Origin of the sequence: Achromobacter sp. ACM02 (genome assembly GCF_014851605.1) — a bacterium.
GTDB classification, from domain to species: domain Bacteria; phylum Pseudomonadota; class Gammaproteobacteria; order Burkholderiales; family Burkholderiaceae_B; genus Achromobacter; species Achromobacter aegrifaciens.
Window position 1 is genome coordinate 639029 of the sequence record NZ_JACUZY010000002.1, and the last position, 15064, is coordinate 654092.

General features: G+C 59.1%; 15 protein-coding genes and 1 pseudogene. 10 read left to right on the forward strand and 6 right to left on the reverse strand.

Going from position 1 to position 15064, the window contains the following annotated elements:
• Positions 1–107 precede the first annotated feature (107 nt).
• Positions 108–1079 (forward strand): LysR family transcriptional regulator, encoded by a 972-nt coding sequence (locus IB258_RS07790; RefSeq protein ID WP_125472374.1) that lies wholly within the window; start codon positions 108–110, stop codon positions 1077–1079.
• A 12-nt stretch (positions 1080–1091) separates the two neighbouring features.
• Here the strand turns inward: IB258_RS07790 and IB258_RS07795 are convergent, their stop codons facing one another.
• On the reverse strand, positions 1092–3359 hold the full coding sequence (locus IB258_RS07795; RefSeq protein ID WP_192352377.1) for a DUF3604 domain-containing protein: 2268 nt from the start codon (positions 3357–3359) through the stop codon (positions 1092–1094).
• A 92-nt stretch (positions 3360–3451) separates the two neighbouring features.
• On the opposite strand from IB258_RS07795, the gene IB258_RS07800 reads away from it, so the two are divergent.
• The 3 genes from IB258_RS07800 (at position 3452) to IB258_RS07810 (ending at position 6370) form a co-directional block, all read left to right on the forward strand.
• The gene (locus tag IB258_RS07800; RefSeq protein WP_192352378.1) at positions 3452–4378 is read left to right on the forward strand and encodes a LysR family transcriptional regulator; all 927 of its coding nucleotides are present in this window, start codon (positions 3452–3454) and stop codon (positions 4376–4378) included.
• 113 nt (positions 4379–4491) lie between these two features.
• Positions 4492–5472 carry a tripartite tricarboxylate transporter substrate binding protein gene (locus IB258_RS07805; RefSeq protein WP_192352379.1) on the forward strand — a complete coding sequence of 327 codons (981 nt, stop codon included), beginning with the start codon at positions 4492–4494 and terminating at the stop codon, positions 5470–5472.
• A gap of 97 nt (positions 5473–5569) precedes the next feature.
• Positions 5570–6370, forward strand: coding sequence for a hypothetical protein (locus IB258_RS07810; protein WP_192352380.1), 801 nt, complete (start codon positions 5570–5572; stop codon positions 6368–6370).
• Positions 6371–6452: 82 nt separating this feature from the next.
• Here the strand turns inward: IB258_RS07810 and IB258_RS07815 are convergent, their stop codons facing one another.
• Positions 6453–6782, reverse strand: a complete 330-nt coding sequence (locus IB258_RS07815; protein ID WP_192352381.1) for a YciI family protein — start codon at positions 6780–6782, stop codon at positions 6453–6455.
• Between the two features lie 161 nt (positions 6783–6943).
• On the opposite strand from IB258_RS07815, the gene IB258_RS07820 reads away from it, so the two are divergent.
• The 4 genes and pseudogenes from IB258_RS07820 (at position 6944) to IB258_RS07835 (ending at position 10852) form a co-directional block, all read left to right on the forward strand.
• Positions 6944–7795, forward strand: a complete 852-nt coding sequence (locus tag IB258_RS07820) for a hypothetical protein (protein WP_192352382.1) — start codon at positions 6944–6946, stop codon at positions 7793–7795.
• A gap of 424 nt (positions 7796–8219) precedes the next feature.
• Positions 8220–8849 carry a hypothetical protein gene (locus IB258_RS07825; protein ID WP_192352383.1) on the forward strand — a complete coding sequence of 210 codons (630 nt, stop codon included), beginning with the start codon at positions 8220–8222 and terminating at the stop codon, positions 8847–8849.
• 245 nt (positions 8850–9094) lie between these two features.
• The gene (locus tag IB258_RS07830) at positions 9095–9589 is read left to right on the forward strand and encodes an SLATT domain-containing protein (protein WP_192352384.1); all 495 of its coding nucleotides are present in this window, start codon (positions 9095–9097) and stop codon (positions 9587–9589) included.
• Between the two features lie 104 nt (positions 9590–9693).
• Positions 9694–10852 (forward strand): annotated as a pseudogene (locus IB258_RS07835) (IS30 family transposase).
• 96 nt (positions 10853–10948) lie between these two features.
• On the opposite strand, the gene IB258_RS07840 reads toward IB258_RS07835, so the two are convergent.
• From IB258_RS07840 to IB258_RS07855, 4 genes are all read right to left on the reverse strand, one after another.
• On the reverse strand, positions 10949–11248 hold the full coding sequence (locus tag IB258_RS07840) for a hypothetical protein (protein ID WP_192352385.1): 300 nt from the start codon (positions 11246–11248) through the stop codon (positions 10949–10951).
• A 913-nt stretch (positions 11249–12161) separates the two neighbouring features.
• The gene (locus IB258_RS30320) at positions 12162–12377 is read right to left on the reverse strand and encodes a hypothetical protein (RefSeq protein WP_225590316.1); all 216 of its coding nucleotides are present in this window, start codon (positions 12375–12377) and stop codon (positions 12162–12164) included.
• Positions 12378–12416: 39 nt separating this feature from the next.
• Complete coding sequence (locus IB258_RS30325; RefSeq protein WP_225590317.1) at positions 12417–12737, reverse strand: hypothetical protein; 321 nt, start codon at positions 12735–12737, stop codon at positions 12417–12419.
• A gap of 109 nt (positions 12738–12846) precedes the next feature.
• The gene (locus tag IB258_RS07855) at positions 12847–13707 is read right to left on the reverse strand and encodes an SAM-dependent methyltransferase (protein WP_192352386.1); all 861 of its coding nucleotides are present in this window, start codon (positions 13705–13707) and stop codon (positions 12847–12849) included.
• Positions 13708–13937: 230 nt separating this feature from the next.
• On the opposite strand from IB258_RS07855, the gene IB258_RS07860 reads away from it, so the two are divergent.
• Both IB258_RS07860 and IB258_RS07865 read left to right on the forward strand, forming a co-directional pair.
• Positions 13938–14342: a VOC family protein gene (locus tag IB258_RS07860; protein WP_192352479.1), complete on the forward strand. Its 405-nt coding sequence runs from the start codon at positions 13938–13940 to the stop codon at positions 14340–14342.
• 34 nt (positions 14343–14376) lie between these two features.
• Positions 14377–15006 (forward strand): LysE family translocator, encoded by a 630-nt coding sequence (locus IB258_RS07865; RefSeq protein ID WP_192352387.1) that lies wholly within the window; start codon positions 14377–14379, stop codon positions 15004–15006.
• Positions 15007–15064 lie beyond the last annotated feature (58 nt).

Here is a 15064-nt window from a genome sequence, read left to right on the forward strand (position 1 = left end):
CGGCGGCAAATCACACTTTGCGCATTTGGCATTACCGTTTGGTTATGATTGGCGGCTTGCGCCATTACCCGATGGCGACCGATACCCCCTGTCTTTCCATTCACGACATGTCCGCCAACACGCCGTCCGACAATTCGATAGAACGCTTTTTCCGCAGCGGCCTGAAGCTTGGGCATCTGCGTATCCTGGTGGCGCTGGGCGAGCTGCGCCAGGTGACTCGGGTGGCCGCCGCGTTCCACGTCACGCAACCTGCCATCTCCAAGCAGATCGCGGAGATCGAGGAGGCGCTGGCCGCGCCGGTCGTGCGCCGTGTAGGCAACGCCATCGAATTGACGCGCATAGGCCGCGTGCTGGTCGAACGCGGGCGCGAGATCCTGCGCCAGATCGAACTGGCGCGGCGCGACGTCAAGGCGCTGGCCTCAGGCACGGCGGGCCACGTCAGATTCGGCGCCGTGGTGACGATTCCCCAACCCCTGATCGCGCATGCCGTCGAACTGTTCACGCGGCGCGCGCCGAATGCCTCGTTCTCGTTCGTGGAAGCCACGCTCGATCGCCTGCTCAAGATGATGGACGAAGGCAATCTCGACCTGGCCCTGGGCCGCAACCGCGTGACCGGATATCTGCCGGTGATGCGCCACGAGTCCTTGCATCACGAGCCGTTCGTGTTCGTGGTGGGTACGCGCCACCCATTGGGCGGCCCCGACACTCCCGTGGCCTGGGACGACCTGCAGGACGTGCGCTGGATCACGCCCATGCAGGGTTCGCCCGCTTTTGCGACCATGGTCGAGATCCTGGCCGAACATGGCGTGACCCTGTTGCGTCCGACCATCGAGTCCAGTTCCTTGGCGCTGAACCTGTCCTTGCTGCGCGACGGGGGATACGTTTCGATCCTGCCGCTGTCGCTCGCGCGCCGCTACGTGCAGCGCGGAACGATGCGGATGCTGCCGCTGCCGCCGCTGGGCCCCTTGGGCGAGGCCATCCTGTACTGGCGCGAAGACACCACGACATCGACCACGCAGCTATTCGCCGAGTGCCTGCGGGAGTCGTCGGCGGAATTGATCGATGCCGCCGGCGCCTAGCGGCCGGCCGCCTTATTTCGGCCCGGACCCGGTCCGTTCCACATAGATCGGGCTGGAGTAGATGAAGAAGCCGTCCTCGGTCGTGATGCGCAGGTACACCGCATTGTCGGAGTCAGTGTGCAGCGGCACGCGCACCCGGGCCTGCATCCGTTGCACCGGATTCTCGTCCGGCAGGCGATAGACCTGGAGACGGCGCCGGATGCCGCCGTTTTCCACGACTACCGGTTCCAGTCCGATCTGGTCGACGCGGATCTCGGTACGCACCACCGGCGTGTCGATTTTCAACACACCAGCGCGCGGATTGTTCAGCCGCACGTCGATGCCGCTATAGCCGCCGGTGGTCAGCGAGCGCCAGCTCAGCATGTCGGGGCGGGGTTGCGCCAGGGTCTTGTCCAGGTTCCAGAAATTGATAGGCAGCGGATCGACGAAGGTATTGCCTTCCAGGGTCGCGCTACCGTCCCAGACCGTCTGGCGACCGCGGCCGCGGTACTCGGATCCTTCCCAGACGATGCGGATCCGGCTGCCTAGCGCGGCCTCGTCGTAGGGGTACAGCGTCTGCACCACGTCCATGCGGTTGCGGACTTCCACGCGCTCAATGGCGCCATGGGTCAGGACCTCGAAGGACAGCTCCAGCGAGTCGCCGTCGTACGACAGGATGGCGCCCATATCGGCCTGCGTGACGGACTCGCGCGTGACCGGCGCGCCCAACTTGGGATCATCGGAATAGCGCTGCGCCGGACTATCGAAATGCGCCTGCACGTCCAGGTAGGCGCGGCATCCGGTGGTGGCGTAGTGCCGGCGCTGGCGCAGGCATTCGGCGATCGACTGGCGAGTCAACTGGTCGGCAATCAGACAGCTCAGGCCGCCATACGCGCCAAACAACGATGCGCCAGGATGGCTGGCCCCATGCCGGCCTTTGTGCCCGTCGCTATTGGCCAGGATGCCCACGCGGTAGCCCAGCCGGAAAGCATCCTCCAGCAGCCATTCGAAGGTGCCCCAGTCGGAGTGGATCTCGATGGAGCGCTCCAGCCGCGCGTCATGCGACCGCGTAATGTCGGCGTAGCGCCCGCCTATGTGCGCGAACACCACCACGTCCTCGTCCTTCAACGCGTCGAACAGCGCATCGGCATCGTTGGCGTCCAGCGCCAGGTCCGACAGGTCGTCGATCAGGGCGTGCGAGGAACGATGGATGGGGCGGCCTTCCTTCAGGTACAGCACGTTGCGGTCGCCGCCCAGGCCGGTGTTGCCCGACCATTCATAGCCGGGAAAGATGATGAACGATCCATCCTGGTTGTATTGCGCGGTCAGCTGGTTCAGCTGTTCCCAGAACGGCGTGGTGATCTGGAAGTCATTGCCCTGGTGGCTCATGACGTCCAGAAAGGCGCGGTCGCGCGCGAACAGGATCAGGTCCTCGGCGGAATTGGTGCCTATGGTTTCCTCGGACTGCCCGTGCAGATCGGCCCAGTAGTGCCCGCGTGTGCCGCCGCCGGCCGCGACGATGCGGCAGGGCGTGCTTTGCGCCACGGGCAGGCCGTCGCGCAGCACCTCGATGCGCAGCTCGCCGGGCGCTTCGGCCACCAACCCTTCAAGCCGCGACGAGAGCTCGCCCTCGCGCATAGTGAACGTGGCAGGCAGGCCGTGCAGCGGCAGGCTGCTGCGCAGGGTGAACTCGCCCGCTACCTGATCACTGGGGTTGCCCCATTTGTCTTCGCCCTTGAAACCCAGGCTGAAGGGCTCGCCCGCCACCGCCTGGCTGGGCAGGATGGCCTTGTAGGCCACCGGCGGCCCGGCCACCACGGCAATGGTGGGCGAGTGCTGGAGCTCGGTGTAGTTGTAGGTGGCGAAGGCGTCCACCAGCACCTTGAACTCGAACGTTGGCTCGCTGAACGTCTGCACCCGCATGCCGGGCGAGCCCTGCCGCGTATCGCCGAAGCGCACCACGATGCGATCGCCTTCCTCCAGGTAGCCGCGCACCACCCGGATGAACAGCGTCTTGTCCCAGGGCCGGATGTTGCGCTTGCCGTCGTACTCGACCTGCAACACCGCGCCGTTGGAAGCCTCGACCGTGGTGTAGTTCCAGCCGTCTGGCTGATCGAACTGCGGCTTGCCCATGTCGCTGGCGAAGCGGTGCACGATCTTGATCGAACCAGTGTCGTCGATGCCGAAATAGCCCGCCGTGTAAGTCAGCGTGAACGACGCGAAGCTGCCCGCTTCGAAGCGGCCGGTAGGTTCGACGATGGCCGATCCCATGCGGTCGGCGGCGTAGGAAGAGTGGGGCATTGCGGTTCCAGGCGGGTTAGGGAAATCCCATCTTAGGGACCGCACATCCATATAGCTATAGTATGCAAACTATTCCATCATGACGTCGCTACATGACCGAGCCGATCGAATCCGTCTCCCTGCGCCAACTGCGCGCGCTGGTCGCTATCGGTGAAACGGCCAGCTTTACGGCCGCCGGCGAACGCCTGGGCCTGTCGCAACCCTCGGTCAGCCACTTGATCCGCCGCTTGGAGGCCGAAGTCGGCCAGCCGCTGGTGGTGCGCGGCCGCGAGGTCTCCTTGACCCGCGACGGCCAGGCCATGGTCGACGCCGCGCGGCGCGCCATCCTGGCCATAGACAGTTCCATCCAGGAATGCCGCGAACACTCCGACCTGAAGCGCGGCAAAGTCATGGTCGCCGTGGGCCACGTCAGCGCGGCTACCTTGTTGCCGCACATCCTGATGGAGTTCCGCCAGCGCCACCCCCAACTGGACCTGATCGTGGTCGATTGCATGGTGCAGCAGATCCGCACGCGCCTGCTCTCGCACGAGGCCGATGTCGGCCTGGGTGCGGTCATGCAGGACGACGACTCCCGCATCATGGTGGAACAGCTTTCCGACAGCGGCATCGCGCTCTTCGCGCGCATGGATCATCCCCTGGCCAGGCTGGACGAGGTCGACGCCAAGGTGCTGGCCGAATTGCCCTGCATCCAGCTGAACCCCGAAGCGCCCGCCTGGCTCAACATCAGCCGCCGCTTGATCGCGGCGAACATCTATCCGCGCGTCGAACAGCGCGTCGTCCTGCTGTCCACGGCCATCGGCCTGATACAGGCCGGCATGGGCGTGGCCATGCTGCCGCAAATCGCGCGCGGGCAGATGCCCGCCGGCATCAAAGGCATTGCCTTGCGCAATCCGGCGCTGGAATGGCCGATCTCCATCGCGCGCCTGGCCAACTACCCCTTGTCTCCCGCGGCCCAGGCCTTCGTCGCCGTGGTCCGCTCGGTCTCCCAACGCCTGCGCCGCGACGCCGCCATGCCGTGATGGCATGACGCTATAGCACCCCGCCTATTTTTCGGGGTTGCCTGCTCCGATACGCTGCTTGGCATCATGCAAGCCCGCATGGTTTCCATAGCTCGCGCCAGCGCGGAGGCATCATGAAAACACTACAAGGGGTTCTACTGGGGGCTGTACTGGCCTGTGCGTCGCTTGCCGCGACGCCAGCCGAGGCGGCGCCGTTTCCGGATCGTCCCATCACGCTGGTCGTGCCGCTGGCGGCGGGCAGCACGGCCGATATCCTGGCGCGCTCGATCCAGCCCGGCCTTAGCCAGCAACTGGGACAAACGGTCGTCGTCGAGAACAAGTCCGGCGGCGGCGGCCAGATCGCCATGAGCTACGTGGCCAAGGCCTCGCCCGATGGCTATACGCTGGTGCTGGGCTCCAACAATACCTGGGCCATCAACCTGGGACTGTTCTCGAAGCTATCCTACGACCCGACCGAGGACTTCGTGCCGGTCGCCTATCTGGCCGGCGGCTCCAATGTGCTGGTCGTGCCGTCCGACAGCCCATACCGCTCCGTACCCGAACTGGTCGCGGCCTTGAAAGCCCAACCGGGCAAGCTGATGTACTCGTCCGGCGGCAACGGCACCACGCACCACCTCTCGGCCGAATTGCTGCTGTCGATCACCGGCACCCAGGCCGCGCACATCCCCTACCGTGGCGCCCCGCAAGGCGTGGCCGCCGTCATGGCGCATGAGGTCGCTTTTGCTTTCTACAACACGCCCAGCGTGTCCGGCCTGGTCAAGGAAGGCAAGCTGCGCGCCTTGGCGGTCACGGGCGAGGCCCGATCCCCCTTGCTGCCAGACGTGCCGACCATGATGGAAGAGGGCGTGCCGGGCTACGTGATCACCGTCGACCTAGGCCTGATGGCCCCCACTGGCACGCCGCCGGACGTCGTGGCGAAACTCAACGCCGCGGCACGCAAAGTCATGGATAGCGCCGAACAGCGCCAGCGGTTGCAGGGCTTGGGGTATGAGATCTTCCACGACGGGCCACCCAGCGGACTGGCGGCATTTATCCAGGCGGATATCGCCAAATGGGTGCCGCTGGTGCAGAGGTCGGGGGCGAAAGTGGATTAAGTGTTTGCGTTGCCTGATTCCTCTGCCTGGGGAAATGCGCGGGGCGCCAGCTTACAATTCGCCGGCCCCAATCACCTCAGCAGAGTGAGTCTCGCCCATGTCCGAACACCACCAGTTTCTGTGCCCCCGCGACATGCATTTGGCGCCGCCTGATTGGCGGGCGCTGGAAATCAAACTGCTGGAAGGCGGATACGTGCTGGAGCCGCGCGGCGACGGTGTTCCGTATCGCGCTCTGTTGAATCTGAGCTTCGATCTGGCCAGCCTGAACGAAGGGTCGTACCAATATCAAGAAGGACTGCGCACCACGGGAGACGTGATCGCCATGTACGTGGGGGCGGGGTATTTGCCGGCGGATATGCCGATACGCCACAACGACACGATGGAAGAGGCCATGGCGTTGCTGGCTGAGCACGGTATTACGCCGGGGGATCGGTATGCCGATAACGAGAGCAGCGACTGGAACAGTCCGCAGTACTGCCTGGGGCCGGCGGCTCGTGCCTATCTGACTGACGATACGCGGGCTTCCTACGACGCAGATCCCAAGAATTTTCCGTTGATGCTGCTGGCTTATGACGGGCCTGAGCCACATGTGGCGGTGGGGGAGAACCTGTCCGAGCCTAGCTTGCCGGGGGCAGATGAGCTGCTGGAATCCATGCCGCCGTTTGACTCGCATGTTGATTTTATTGGAGCGGCTTACGAGGATCCGGCGGCGCAATGGCATTGTGCGGAGAATGGGCGCGATTACCGGATACTGGAGCTGGATTGGCAGTACAGCTTGGCGATGGGGTTTCGGATGGTTCGGACGGAATGGCTGGATGATGGCAGCGCACGGGGTCTGGCTAGGCTGATCGAGGGGTTGACCGGGCAGGCTATGGTTTGCAGCCATCGGCATTTGTGAATGCGGGGTGGGGGATAGGCGCTGGGCTGTTGTTCCCCCGTTCTTGCGAGACGTAAACCTACGGTGCGAATGAGAGGTGTCGCTACGGCTGTTCTAGCGGCCACACTTCAACGACCCCGTGCGCGACGGCGCAGGGCGTTTGCGACACTATCGCTATAGCTTCGGCCATGTCGGCGGCTTCGATGATGGCGAAGCCGGCCACTGGCAAGAGGGATTCCATGAATGGGCCGGGCGTTGTTTCGAGCTGGGCGGCCTCGTGGTTGCGCACTTGTACTGGCTTGCCTGCAACGCCCATCAATACGCCGTCTTTCTGCAATTTTGCGTCGTGCGCATGGGCTGCGTTTCGGATGGTCGCAGGCGTACGATCGTAGCCCTCTTGATCGCCATATCCGATGGTCACGAATTTTGGCATGGAGTGTCTCCTTTGTAGGTAGGAGAAATAGTGTTTGGCTGCAATTTGCTGAGAGAATTGTAGTCTAACGTCAAAATTCCCAAAAGGGGAAGGTGGTCAAGATTGATGCGGTGGTGATATAAAGCACCACGTTATTATTATTTTTCAAAGTTCGCTATGGTGTGAGTGAGCTGCTGAAATTACGCAACACTGAGAAAATGAAGCGAAATTATGAAACTAAATGGTCCCTAGGGCTGATTGGCTTTCTTGGTGTCATGTTGGCGATAACTCGTTCAGCAAGCAGCGACTGGGATTGGGTGCGCGAAAATACACTGGTATTTAGGTTGTGTGCGGTATTTTTGTGCACGGTGTTCGTCGGAGTTTCCTTGGAACGATCGACAGTGATACAGTCTCTATGGGAGCACACTGTCACGAAATTTCTGGTTTCTATTATTCTTTCTGGAGTGGTACTCTATGCTAGAGGAAAGGCGGCAGGAATTATTAATGAGATATTTCACATTGATGCATCTGCGCTGCCCATTACTTTGGTGTTTTCTACGGCCATATTGGTGCTGAAACTCCTGCTGCCTTTTATAATTGTTTTAGTGGCGATTTTGTTCGCTATGCACACAATAAACAGTCTTGTCTGGCTCCATAACGAGATGAGTGGCAAAGAAAACATCGAATTAACGCCACTTTATTATTTGCTTTCTGCTTTTGTTTCCGCCGTGATTGTGTATTATGGGTGGGGGTGGTCAACCAATCAACTATCTGATTCCCGAGTGCCAGAAAAAATCTATTTGATGGCATATGCATTAGAGTTTAACCACGTGCACGAATGCTCTAACGTTGCTCCAGACCAGCCGGTAGTCTTCCTTGGAAATGCACAAGAAGCTGTACTGGTAGCACCGGAGAAACTAGTAGATTTTAGTTTTTCTGATTTCTTTGAGGCAACCGTTTCTGTGCCGTCCGAATTTGTTCGTCAGCGGTGTGAATATAAATCCAAACCGAGTGTCGGGTTTCAAGTCCGCTAGCCAGTTGCAGTCTGGATTTTTTCGAGTTTTTCGGAAGAGATGTTCTGTTATTGGGGGGTAACATAAGGGTGTCAGACTAAAATTTCGGAAGCGAAATCGTAGTCTGACACCTTTCCTGCAGAAGTGGAATGGTAGCCTGACACCTTTTCTCGAACGTATTGGGAGGCTGGAGTTGGAAAGTCATTTAAAGAAGAATCTAGAATATGTAGATATAGGAGAATTGCATGGAAAGATAAGTGCGTTTCGACAGCTTCCCTTTAAACGTCTATCTAGGATGGAGATTGCAAGACACGTCCTAGATGTGTTGTGCTTCGATACCCCGAAGGGAAAGTCGGCAATACTTGTCCCTGGTGGTGGTGCATATCCTGCGGGAACGAGATTCTATCGAGTAAGAACGCTTCAGGCTGATGATACGAAAATTCCCTTGAAAGGCATGCGCGTGGAGTCAGACGCCTGGAGTCCTCCTGCGCATGTCGTTGGGGCAGGTAGATTGAATCGTGTGGGGGAGCCGCTACTTTACACTTCGCCGGGTAATCCTACGGTGGCCGTCGAGGAAATGAAAATTCCTGATGGGGAGAACTTCTCACTTATTGTTTATGAGGCGTTGGAGGATATTAGGGTCTCAACCATAGGGGTGACTCCTGATCTTCCGAATCTAAATAAGGATGAGGTTCTAAAGCTGAGAATGCTAAATGATTTCTTGGCGCACGAATTTACCCGGGATGTAGGGGTCGGCACCGAATATTTGTACAATATCTCGGACGTTATTGCAAAAGATTACTTTGATCTCCCGCCTCAAATGCAAGATGCATGGTGTTATCCGTCCGTTGCTGCGCGTCCTGCGGCTAATGTATGTTTTCGTCCGGATTTGGCGAAGCGAAAGTTGCGCCTGGTGGGTGTGCAAATTAATACCTGCAATCGTGATCAGAATGGCATGAGGTTTCAAGTCAAGTGCATTGCATCTGGATTCGATGGTGACGGCGTGTTTTGCTATCACTCAATAGGTAGTGATGTGCAGAGAGTTGTTTTTCCCGACATTCGAAGTGCAAAGTGAAGCAGTTGTACTCAGAAATGGTGTCAGACTACAATTTAGCTAACCAAATTGTAGTCTGACACCATTTTTACCGTCAGAGAGTTTGCTACCGAGGTGATGGTGCTAGCCAAGACTAAGCTCCAAGAGCATCAGAATTCCTCGGAGGTTATATGACTAATTTTGGCACCCTGCAGACACTGCTTTCGGACATAGGCAAAGACTGAGACCTTGTAGATAATCGAACATTAACCTTCAAGGATGATCTTTTGACGGACCTAGAAAGTTTCCACAAATTGGCGATTGACTGGTATCAGCGATGCGCTACTGTTGCAGTTGGGCACTATAAGACTGCCGAATTACTTAGTCGCAGAAATAGGTGGCTCGTAGGTTGGTCCGCCGGACTGTCCGCACTGGTTGGAACGGCTGTCTTTAGCAGCATTCAGGCACAACCAGATATATGGCTAAAAGTGTTTACTGGCTTCATGAGTGTAGCCGCAGCAGTATTGGCCGCGCTAGGTGCAGGCTTCCAGTATCAAGATCGCGCTGAACGGCATCGAGTCGCAGGTGCTAAATACAATGCAGTGGGGAGATGCATTGAGCAACTTTTAGCAAGTTCAGACATAAACATAGCAACGCTAGATCAAGTTCGTGAGCGTCTTGATAACCTTGCGGCCGAGATGCCCCACATTCCAAAGAATATTCATAAGGAAATTGCAAAGTATGAAGATATTGGAAAATGGGCAAAAGAGATGAAACCTTAGATTGGTATAGATCGCTGGTCTCTATTAACTGGCAGTTATGGGTTGTGCATTCAACCGGTCGTTGCAACACACTAGAGGCTGCGCAAGCAGAAGAGGTGTTGCAAATGAAGCAGAGAGCTCGAATCTACTACACCGAAAGTCAGAAGCTCGTGATGTGGGAGCACTGGCGAAAGGGTGACTCGCTTCAGCAGATTGCTCAACTATTTGACCGAAATCATTCGTCAATTCAGAGGATTCTTGCTGAGACGGGCGGTATTCAGCCCGCGCCGCGCCGTCGATCTTGCCTAGCGCTGTCTTTGGCAGAGCGTGAAGAAATTTCTCGGGGCCTAGTCCGCGGTCAATCGATTCGCTCCATCGCCATAGGGCTCAGGCGTGCACCCTCAACCGTCAGCAGAGAGATCAAGCGCAATGGCGGGCAGTCGAAATACCGCGCCAGCCAGGCCGATCAAGCGACGTGGGACAGGGCGCGTCGCCCAAAGCCCTGCAAACTGGCAGACAATTGGCGTTTGGCGCAGTTAGTGGCGGAGAAGTTGGCTTTGCAATGGTCGCCAGAGCAAATCGCCGGTTGGCTGAAACGCGCCTACTGCGGGGACGAGGCCTGCCAAGTGTCGCACGAGACCATTTATCGAACACTCTTTATCCACGCGCGGAGCCTTGAAAAAGGAGCTCGTAGCGCATTTGCGACGTACCCGAGCCATGCGCCGATCTCGCCACCATACGCAAAAGACGGATGACCACGGGCGGATCGTGGATGCGATCTCGATAAGCGAGCGCCCGGCCTCAGCGGAGGATCGAGCCGTACCAGGCCACTGGGAAGGCGACCTGCTCTTCGGAAGTTGTAATAGTCAGATCGCCACGCTGGTCGAAAGGCAGACGCGCTACCTCATGCTGATCAAGGTGGCAGCGAAGGACACCGAAACGGTCGTCAATGCGCTGATCAGGCATGCTCGGAGGTTGCCTCATGAGCTATACAAATCTCTGACGTGGGACCGAGGAAAGGAAATGGCTGCGCATAGCCGGTTCACTCTAGCCACAGATATACAAGTGTTCTTTTGCGATCCACAGAGTCCCTGGCAGCGTGGAACCAACGAAAATACCAATGGCCTCCTCAGGCAATATCTGCCAAAGGGCCTCGACCTCAGCGACTACTCGCAGAACAGACTAGATGCTATTGCTAGATGCTTGAACGAGCGTCCGCGAAAGACTCTGGGCTACGAAACGCCGGCCGAGCGATTTAACCAAGCTGTTGCAACGACCGGTTGAATGCACAGCCGTAAGCTGACTCTCTTGCATCTGAGGCACTGGCTGTGCTATCGCGAGTCAGCATCACGCCAATGCTGACTCCGTCAGACACATCTCTTAATGAATCGGTTTTGCTCCGTCGGTGAATCTGAATTCATCAAGGGCAGATTCAACAAGATCTGTGATGTGATCGCAGAGACTTTCAATGCCGCCTAGCAAGTTGGATACAACCCAAGGATCGAGCTGCTGGTTACCGGACCTCTCCGGGTCATTTGCTCCATTGCCAACGATTCGGCTAATTGCCCAAATTCCCTGGCAAGCCCGCTCCATCTTCCGAAGGTCAGAAAACCGAACAAGGCCATGCTCGGGATCATCCGGTGTCGCCCAGCGGTCAAGTGTGTAGGGGTGGTCATTCATTACGGCCTCCTGTTGAGTAAGGAGCCCGCGTCCCGCTGTCAATCGGGGTGGGCGGGCACAAGGCCGGGTTGACAGACCGGTAACAGAAGCAACCGGCGCACGCGAGCGTGCCCCAGCCTAGGCCCGCCCATAGCAGGGACGTGCGTCGGCCGACGGACGTAAAAATGCCGCTATTGCGGCGACTGTCCGCTCCTGTTAACTCCGGCTGTCAATCCGGGCGATCGTTGGTGCGATCGCAGGGCAAGTATAGGCGGAACGGATCATGGCAGTAATGCGGCGAGTGGCATTTTCGTCCCTTTCGGAGACTGATGCGTAAACGGACAAGGGATCGCAAGTGGTCCATTGCCTATTCTCACGCAGCTTTTGGCACGAAAAACCGGTCCTTCAGTTTCTGCAGTCCGATTCTCGCCAACCCTATCCGACGTGATCGAGCAGGCCACGAACGGGTTCACGAAGGGTATCCCGGATAGTCGCAGCCGCTTGGCCCGTTCGTCCGATGACTTCACCAGGTCTTCGAGGGTTTCGATGCGTGTAGAGGGGGGAACCGTTCGTGAGCGCCCCGGGCTGCTCGTTGAGGAATAGGTCGTACAAGATGAAATCCTGATGCGGCTTGCCCCCTTAGTCGTCATCCCCATCCCGTACACTACCCCGATCACCAGGGAGCGATATGTCGATTCAAAGATTAGGCCGTTGCAGCATCCTCTTGTTTCTTGCCGCCTTGAGCTCAGGTTGCTCGTTAGGCGGCGAGTGCGGATGGAACCGCAGCAGCTGCATGTATGAAGGCAAGTACGAAGAGGGCGAGGAAGACTACGCGGAGGACGAAGCGAAGCGCTTGAACAAGAACTCGTCCGATCGGTTGCGCCGCAGCTCTGGCAATTGAGCTGCGGATCGAGCTTTTCAAGCTCGTGAAGTCCTAGCCAGAGACCTGCCAGTCGCGGAACTGCTTGAACAGGCGAAACCCGACATAGGTTTCGCCTCTGATCCAGCGCCGCCGGTAGTAGCAATCCCAGTAGCTGGTCATGCGTTGCTGCGCCAGATCCAGAAAGGTCGGATTGTCTCGAAGAACCGTTCCATAGGCGCGCTTGTCCAGCAAGGGCAAACGCGCCTCAATGTCCTGCAGGATTTCCACGACGTATTCACTGCAGAGCTGCACCACGAACGGCACAACCTAAGGCTCGGACACCCCAGCCAACCGCTCAATTTGGCGCTGGCGCATGTGGCCGTCATGATGGCGTGACTGTATGCACGCGTAGATCAGTGCCTGGGGTTCGTCCAGCTTGGAAGACAAGGAATCGCTGCCCCCATGCTGAACGCGATAGGGCAGCGTCAACGACTCGTCCTGCACGATGACGGACAATCCGCGGCCGCACATGACCGAGGGGCAGATTTCCTCGGCGATATGTGCTGCTTCGGCTTGTAGCCGCGCGGGGAAGGCCGCTGTTAGCAGCGCCGTCTGCTCTGGGGATGCCTTGCGCGGGCGAGAGGACATGTGGGGAATGCTGCTCGAATGGCGTTCACCGCGTCATGCGGTGCATCCGGCGGCAGACGACGGTACGCACCGCGGATGCTGACGCTGCGGCATGAGGGACGACAGGCGCTTACGCCGCCGCCTCTGCAGGTTGCGGCACAAAGAACCGATCCTTCAATTCCTGCAACCCAATCCTATCCAGCATCTCCGTCAGCCGCTCAGCCGCCTTCTTGCGCGGCAAATCCTTGTACTGCGCAATGATGAGTTCATTCTTCATCGAATGCTCCCATCCCACCAGCTCCGTCACGCTGACCTGATACCCATGCGCTTCCAGTTGCAGACAGCGCAACACATTCGTGATCTGGCTCCCGAACTCCCGCGTATGCAGCGGATGCCGCCAAATCTCAGCCAGCGGATCAGCCAACGCCTTCGCCTTGTTCTTACGCAGCACCGAGGCCACTTCCGCCTGGCAGCAGGGCACGACGACGATGTACTTGGCCTTCTTCTCCAACGCGAAGTGAATCGCGTCGTCGGTGGCGGTGTTGCAGGCGTGCAGGGCGGTGACGACGTCGATCGTGGCAGGCAACTTGTCCGACGTGATGGAATCGGCCACGGACAGGTTCAGGAACGACATGCCGCCAAACCCCAGCCGCTTGGCCAGTTCTTCCGACGACTTCACCAGTTCTTCGCGGGTTTCGATGCCGTAGATGTGGGAGCCGTTCTTCAGCGCCTCGGGCTGTTCCTTGAAGAACAGGTCGTAGAGGATGAAGCCCAGGTACGACTTGCCCGCGCCGTGGTCGGCGAGGGTGACGGCGCCGCGTTGTTGTTGGACGTCTTTGAGCAGCGGTTCGATGAACTGGAACAGGTGGTAGACCTGTTTGAGTTTGCGGCGGCTGTCCTGGTTCATCTTGCCGTCGCGGGTCAGGATGTGCAGGGCCTTTAGCAGTTCGATCGACTGGCCGGGGCGGATGTCGTGGGTTTTGTCGGACATGGGGTAAGGCAATGCGCCCCGCGATGGGCGGGGCGCATAAGAAGGCGGAAAGCGTCAGTTTAACGAAAACGCCGCCGACGCTGGCGAACCGGGAAAACCGGCCCTGGACTGTGCAGTATTTTGCGATCCAGGTTATCTGGCATGCGAGTAACATGCCCGATGCGATTGAGGCATGTCATGCATTTTTGAAAGCGCCTGACCCTCAGGGCGGGCGCAGGGAGAGTCATCAAATGTTCAGCCATATCACTGTCGGGACGCGTGATCTTGAACGCGCGGGCCGTTTTTATGACGCGGTGCTGCTTCCGCTCGGGTTGAAGCGTCGCGTTGTCACGCCGGACGGCGGGCCCCTGGCGCTTTGCTGGGTGAGTGGTCAGGCGCTGCTGCCGCGCTTCTACGTCTACATGCCCTACGATGGCGAGCCGGCGACGGTGGGCAATGGCAGCATGGTGGCTTTTCTGGCTCCTACGCAGGAAGCCGTGAGCGTGGCCCATGCGGGCGGGCTGGCGCAGGGCGGGACGGACGAAGGGGCGCCGGGGGTACGTCCTCATTACGGCGACGGCTACTTCGGCGCGTATCTGCGCGATCCTGACGGCAACAAGGTACATATCGTTCATCGCGGGGACCTCCCGCTGTAAGGCGGAGAGGCCCGACATCCCTGGAGAAACGCAAATGCTCGTGAGTCAGCTCGCTCTTGTGTACGGCACCTATCTGATCGCCACGGCCAGTCCCGGACCCAGCAATATGGCGATCATGGCAACGGCGATGCGTCACGGCCGTGTGCCGGCGCTTGCGCTGGCGGCGGGCGTCATTACGGGTTCGTTGTTTTGGGCGACGCTGGCGGCGACTGGGATTTCCGCCGTGCTGGCGGCTTCCGCCCAGGCGTTATTCATCATCAAGGTGGTGGGGGGAGTCTATCTGCTCTACCTGGCGTTCCGCAGCGCCAGGTCGGCGTTGAGGCGGGGCGCGGCCTTTGCGAAGGTGGAAACGGGCCGTGCGACGCCGCGCTATCGGGTGCTGTACCGCCAGGGCGTGCTCATGCACATCGGCAATCCGAAGGCGGTGCTGGCCTGGATGGCGATCATGTCGCTGGGGCTGGGGGAGAGCGCGTCGGGCGGCACCTTGCCCGCGATCATCGGCGGCTGTGCGTTGCTCGCCGTGATGGTGTTTGGCGGCTATGCGATCGCGTTCTCGACTGCGCCGATGATTGCGCTGTACGCCAGGCTGCGGCGTTGGATCGAAGGGACGGTGGCCGTGGTGTTTGGCGTTGCGGGCGTCAAGCTGCTGACCTGGCAGCGTTGATATCACGGCTTGTCATTGCCGATACTGGTCGGCGATGACAAGCCGCAGGCAAAGCGTC

What these genes read in the sequence shown, in the direction of transcription:
- IB258_RS07855 (WP_192352386.1), bottom strand. Translation starts at nt 13,707, where the DNA reads ATGTCCGACAAAACCCACGACATCCGCCCCGGCCAGTCGATCGAACTG.
- IB258_RS07810 (WP_192352380.1), top strand. Translation starts at nt 5,570, where the DNA reads ATGTCCGAACACCACCAGTTTCTGTGCCCCCGCGACATGCATTTGGCG.
- IB258_RS07840 (WP_192352385.1), bottom strand. Translation starts at nt 11,248, where the DNA reads ATGAATGACCACCCCTACACACTTGACCGCTGGGCGACACCGGATGAT.
- IB258_RS07795 (WP_192352377.1), bottom strand. Translation starts at nt 3,359, where the DNA reads ATGCCCCACTCTTCCTACGCCGCCGACCGCATGGGATCGGCCATCGTC.
- IB258_RS07815 (WP_192352381.1), bottom strand. Translation starts at nt 6,782, where the DNA reads ATGCCAAAATTCGTGACCATCGGATATGGCGATCAAGAGGGCTACGAT.
- IB258_RS07800 (WP_192352378.1), top strand. Translation starts at nt 3,452, where the DNA reads ATGACCGAGCCGATCGAATCCGTCTCCCTGCGCCAACTGCGCGCGCTG.
- IB258_RS07865 (WP_192352387.1), top strand. Translation starts at nt 14,377, where the DNA reads ATGCTCGTGAGTCAGCTCGCTCTTGTGTACGGCACCTATCTGATCGCC.
- IB258_RS30325 (WP_225590317.1), bottom strand. Translation starts at nt 12,737, where the DNA reads ATGTCCTCTCGCCCGCGCAAGGCATCCCCAGAGCAGACGGCGCTGCTA.
- IB258_RS07860 (WP_192352479.1), top strand. Translation starts at nt 13,938, where the DNA reads ATGTTCAGCCATATCACTGTCGGGACGCGTGATCTTGAACGCGCGGGC.
- IB258_RS07805 (WP_192352379.1), top strand. Translation starts at nt 4,492, where the DNA reads ATGAAAACACTACAAGGGGTTCTACTGGGGGCTGTACTGGCCTGTGCG.
- IB258_RS07790 (WP_125472374.1), top strand. Translation starts at nt 108, where the DNA reads ATGTCCGCCAACACGCCGTCCGACAATTCGATAGAACGCTTTTTCCGC.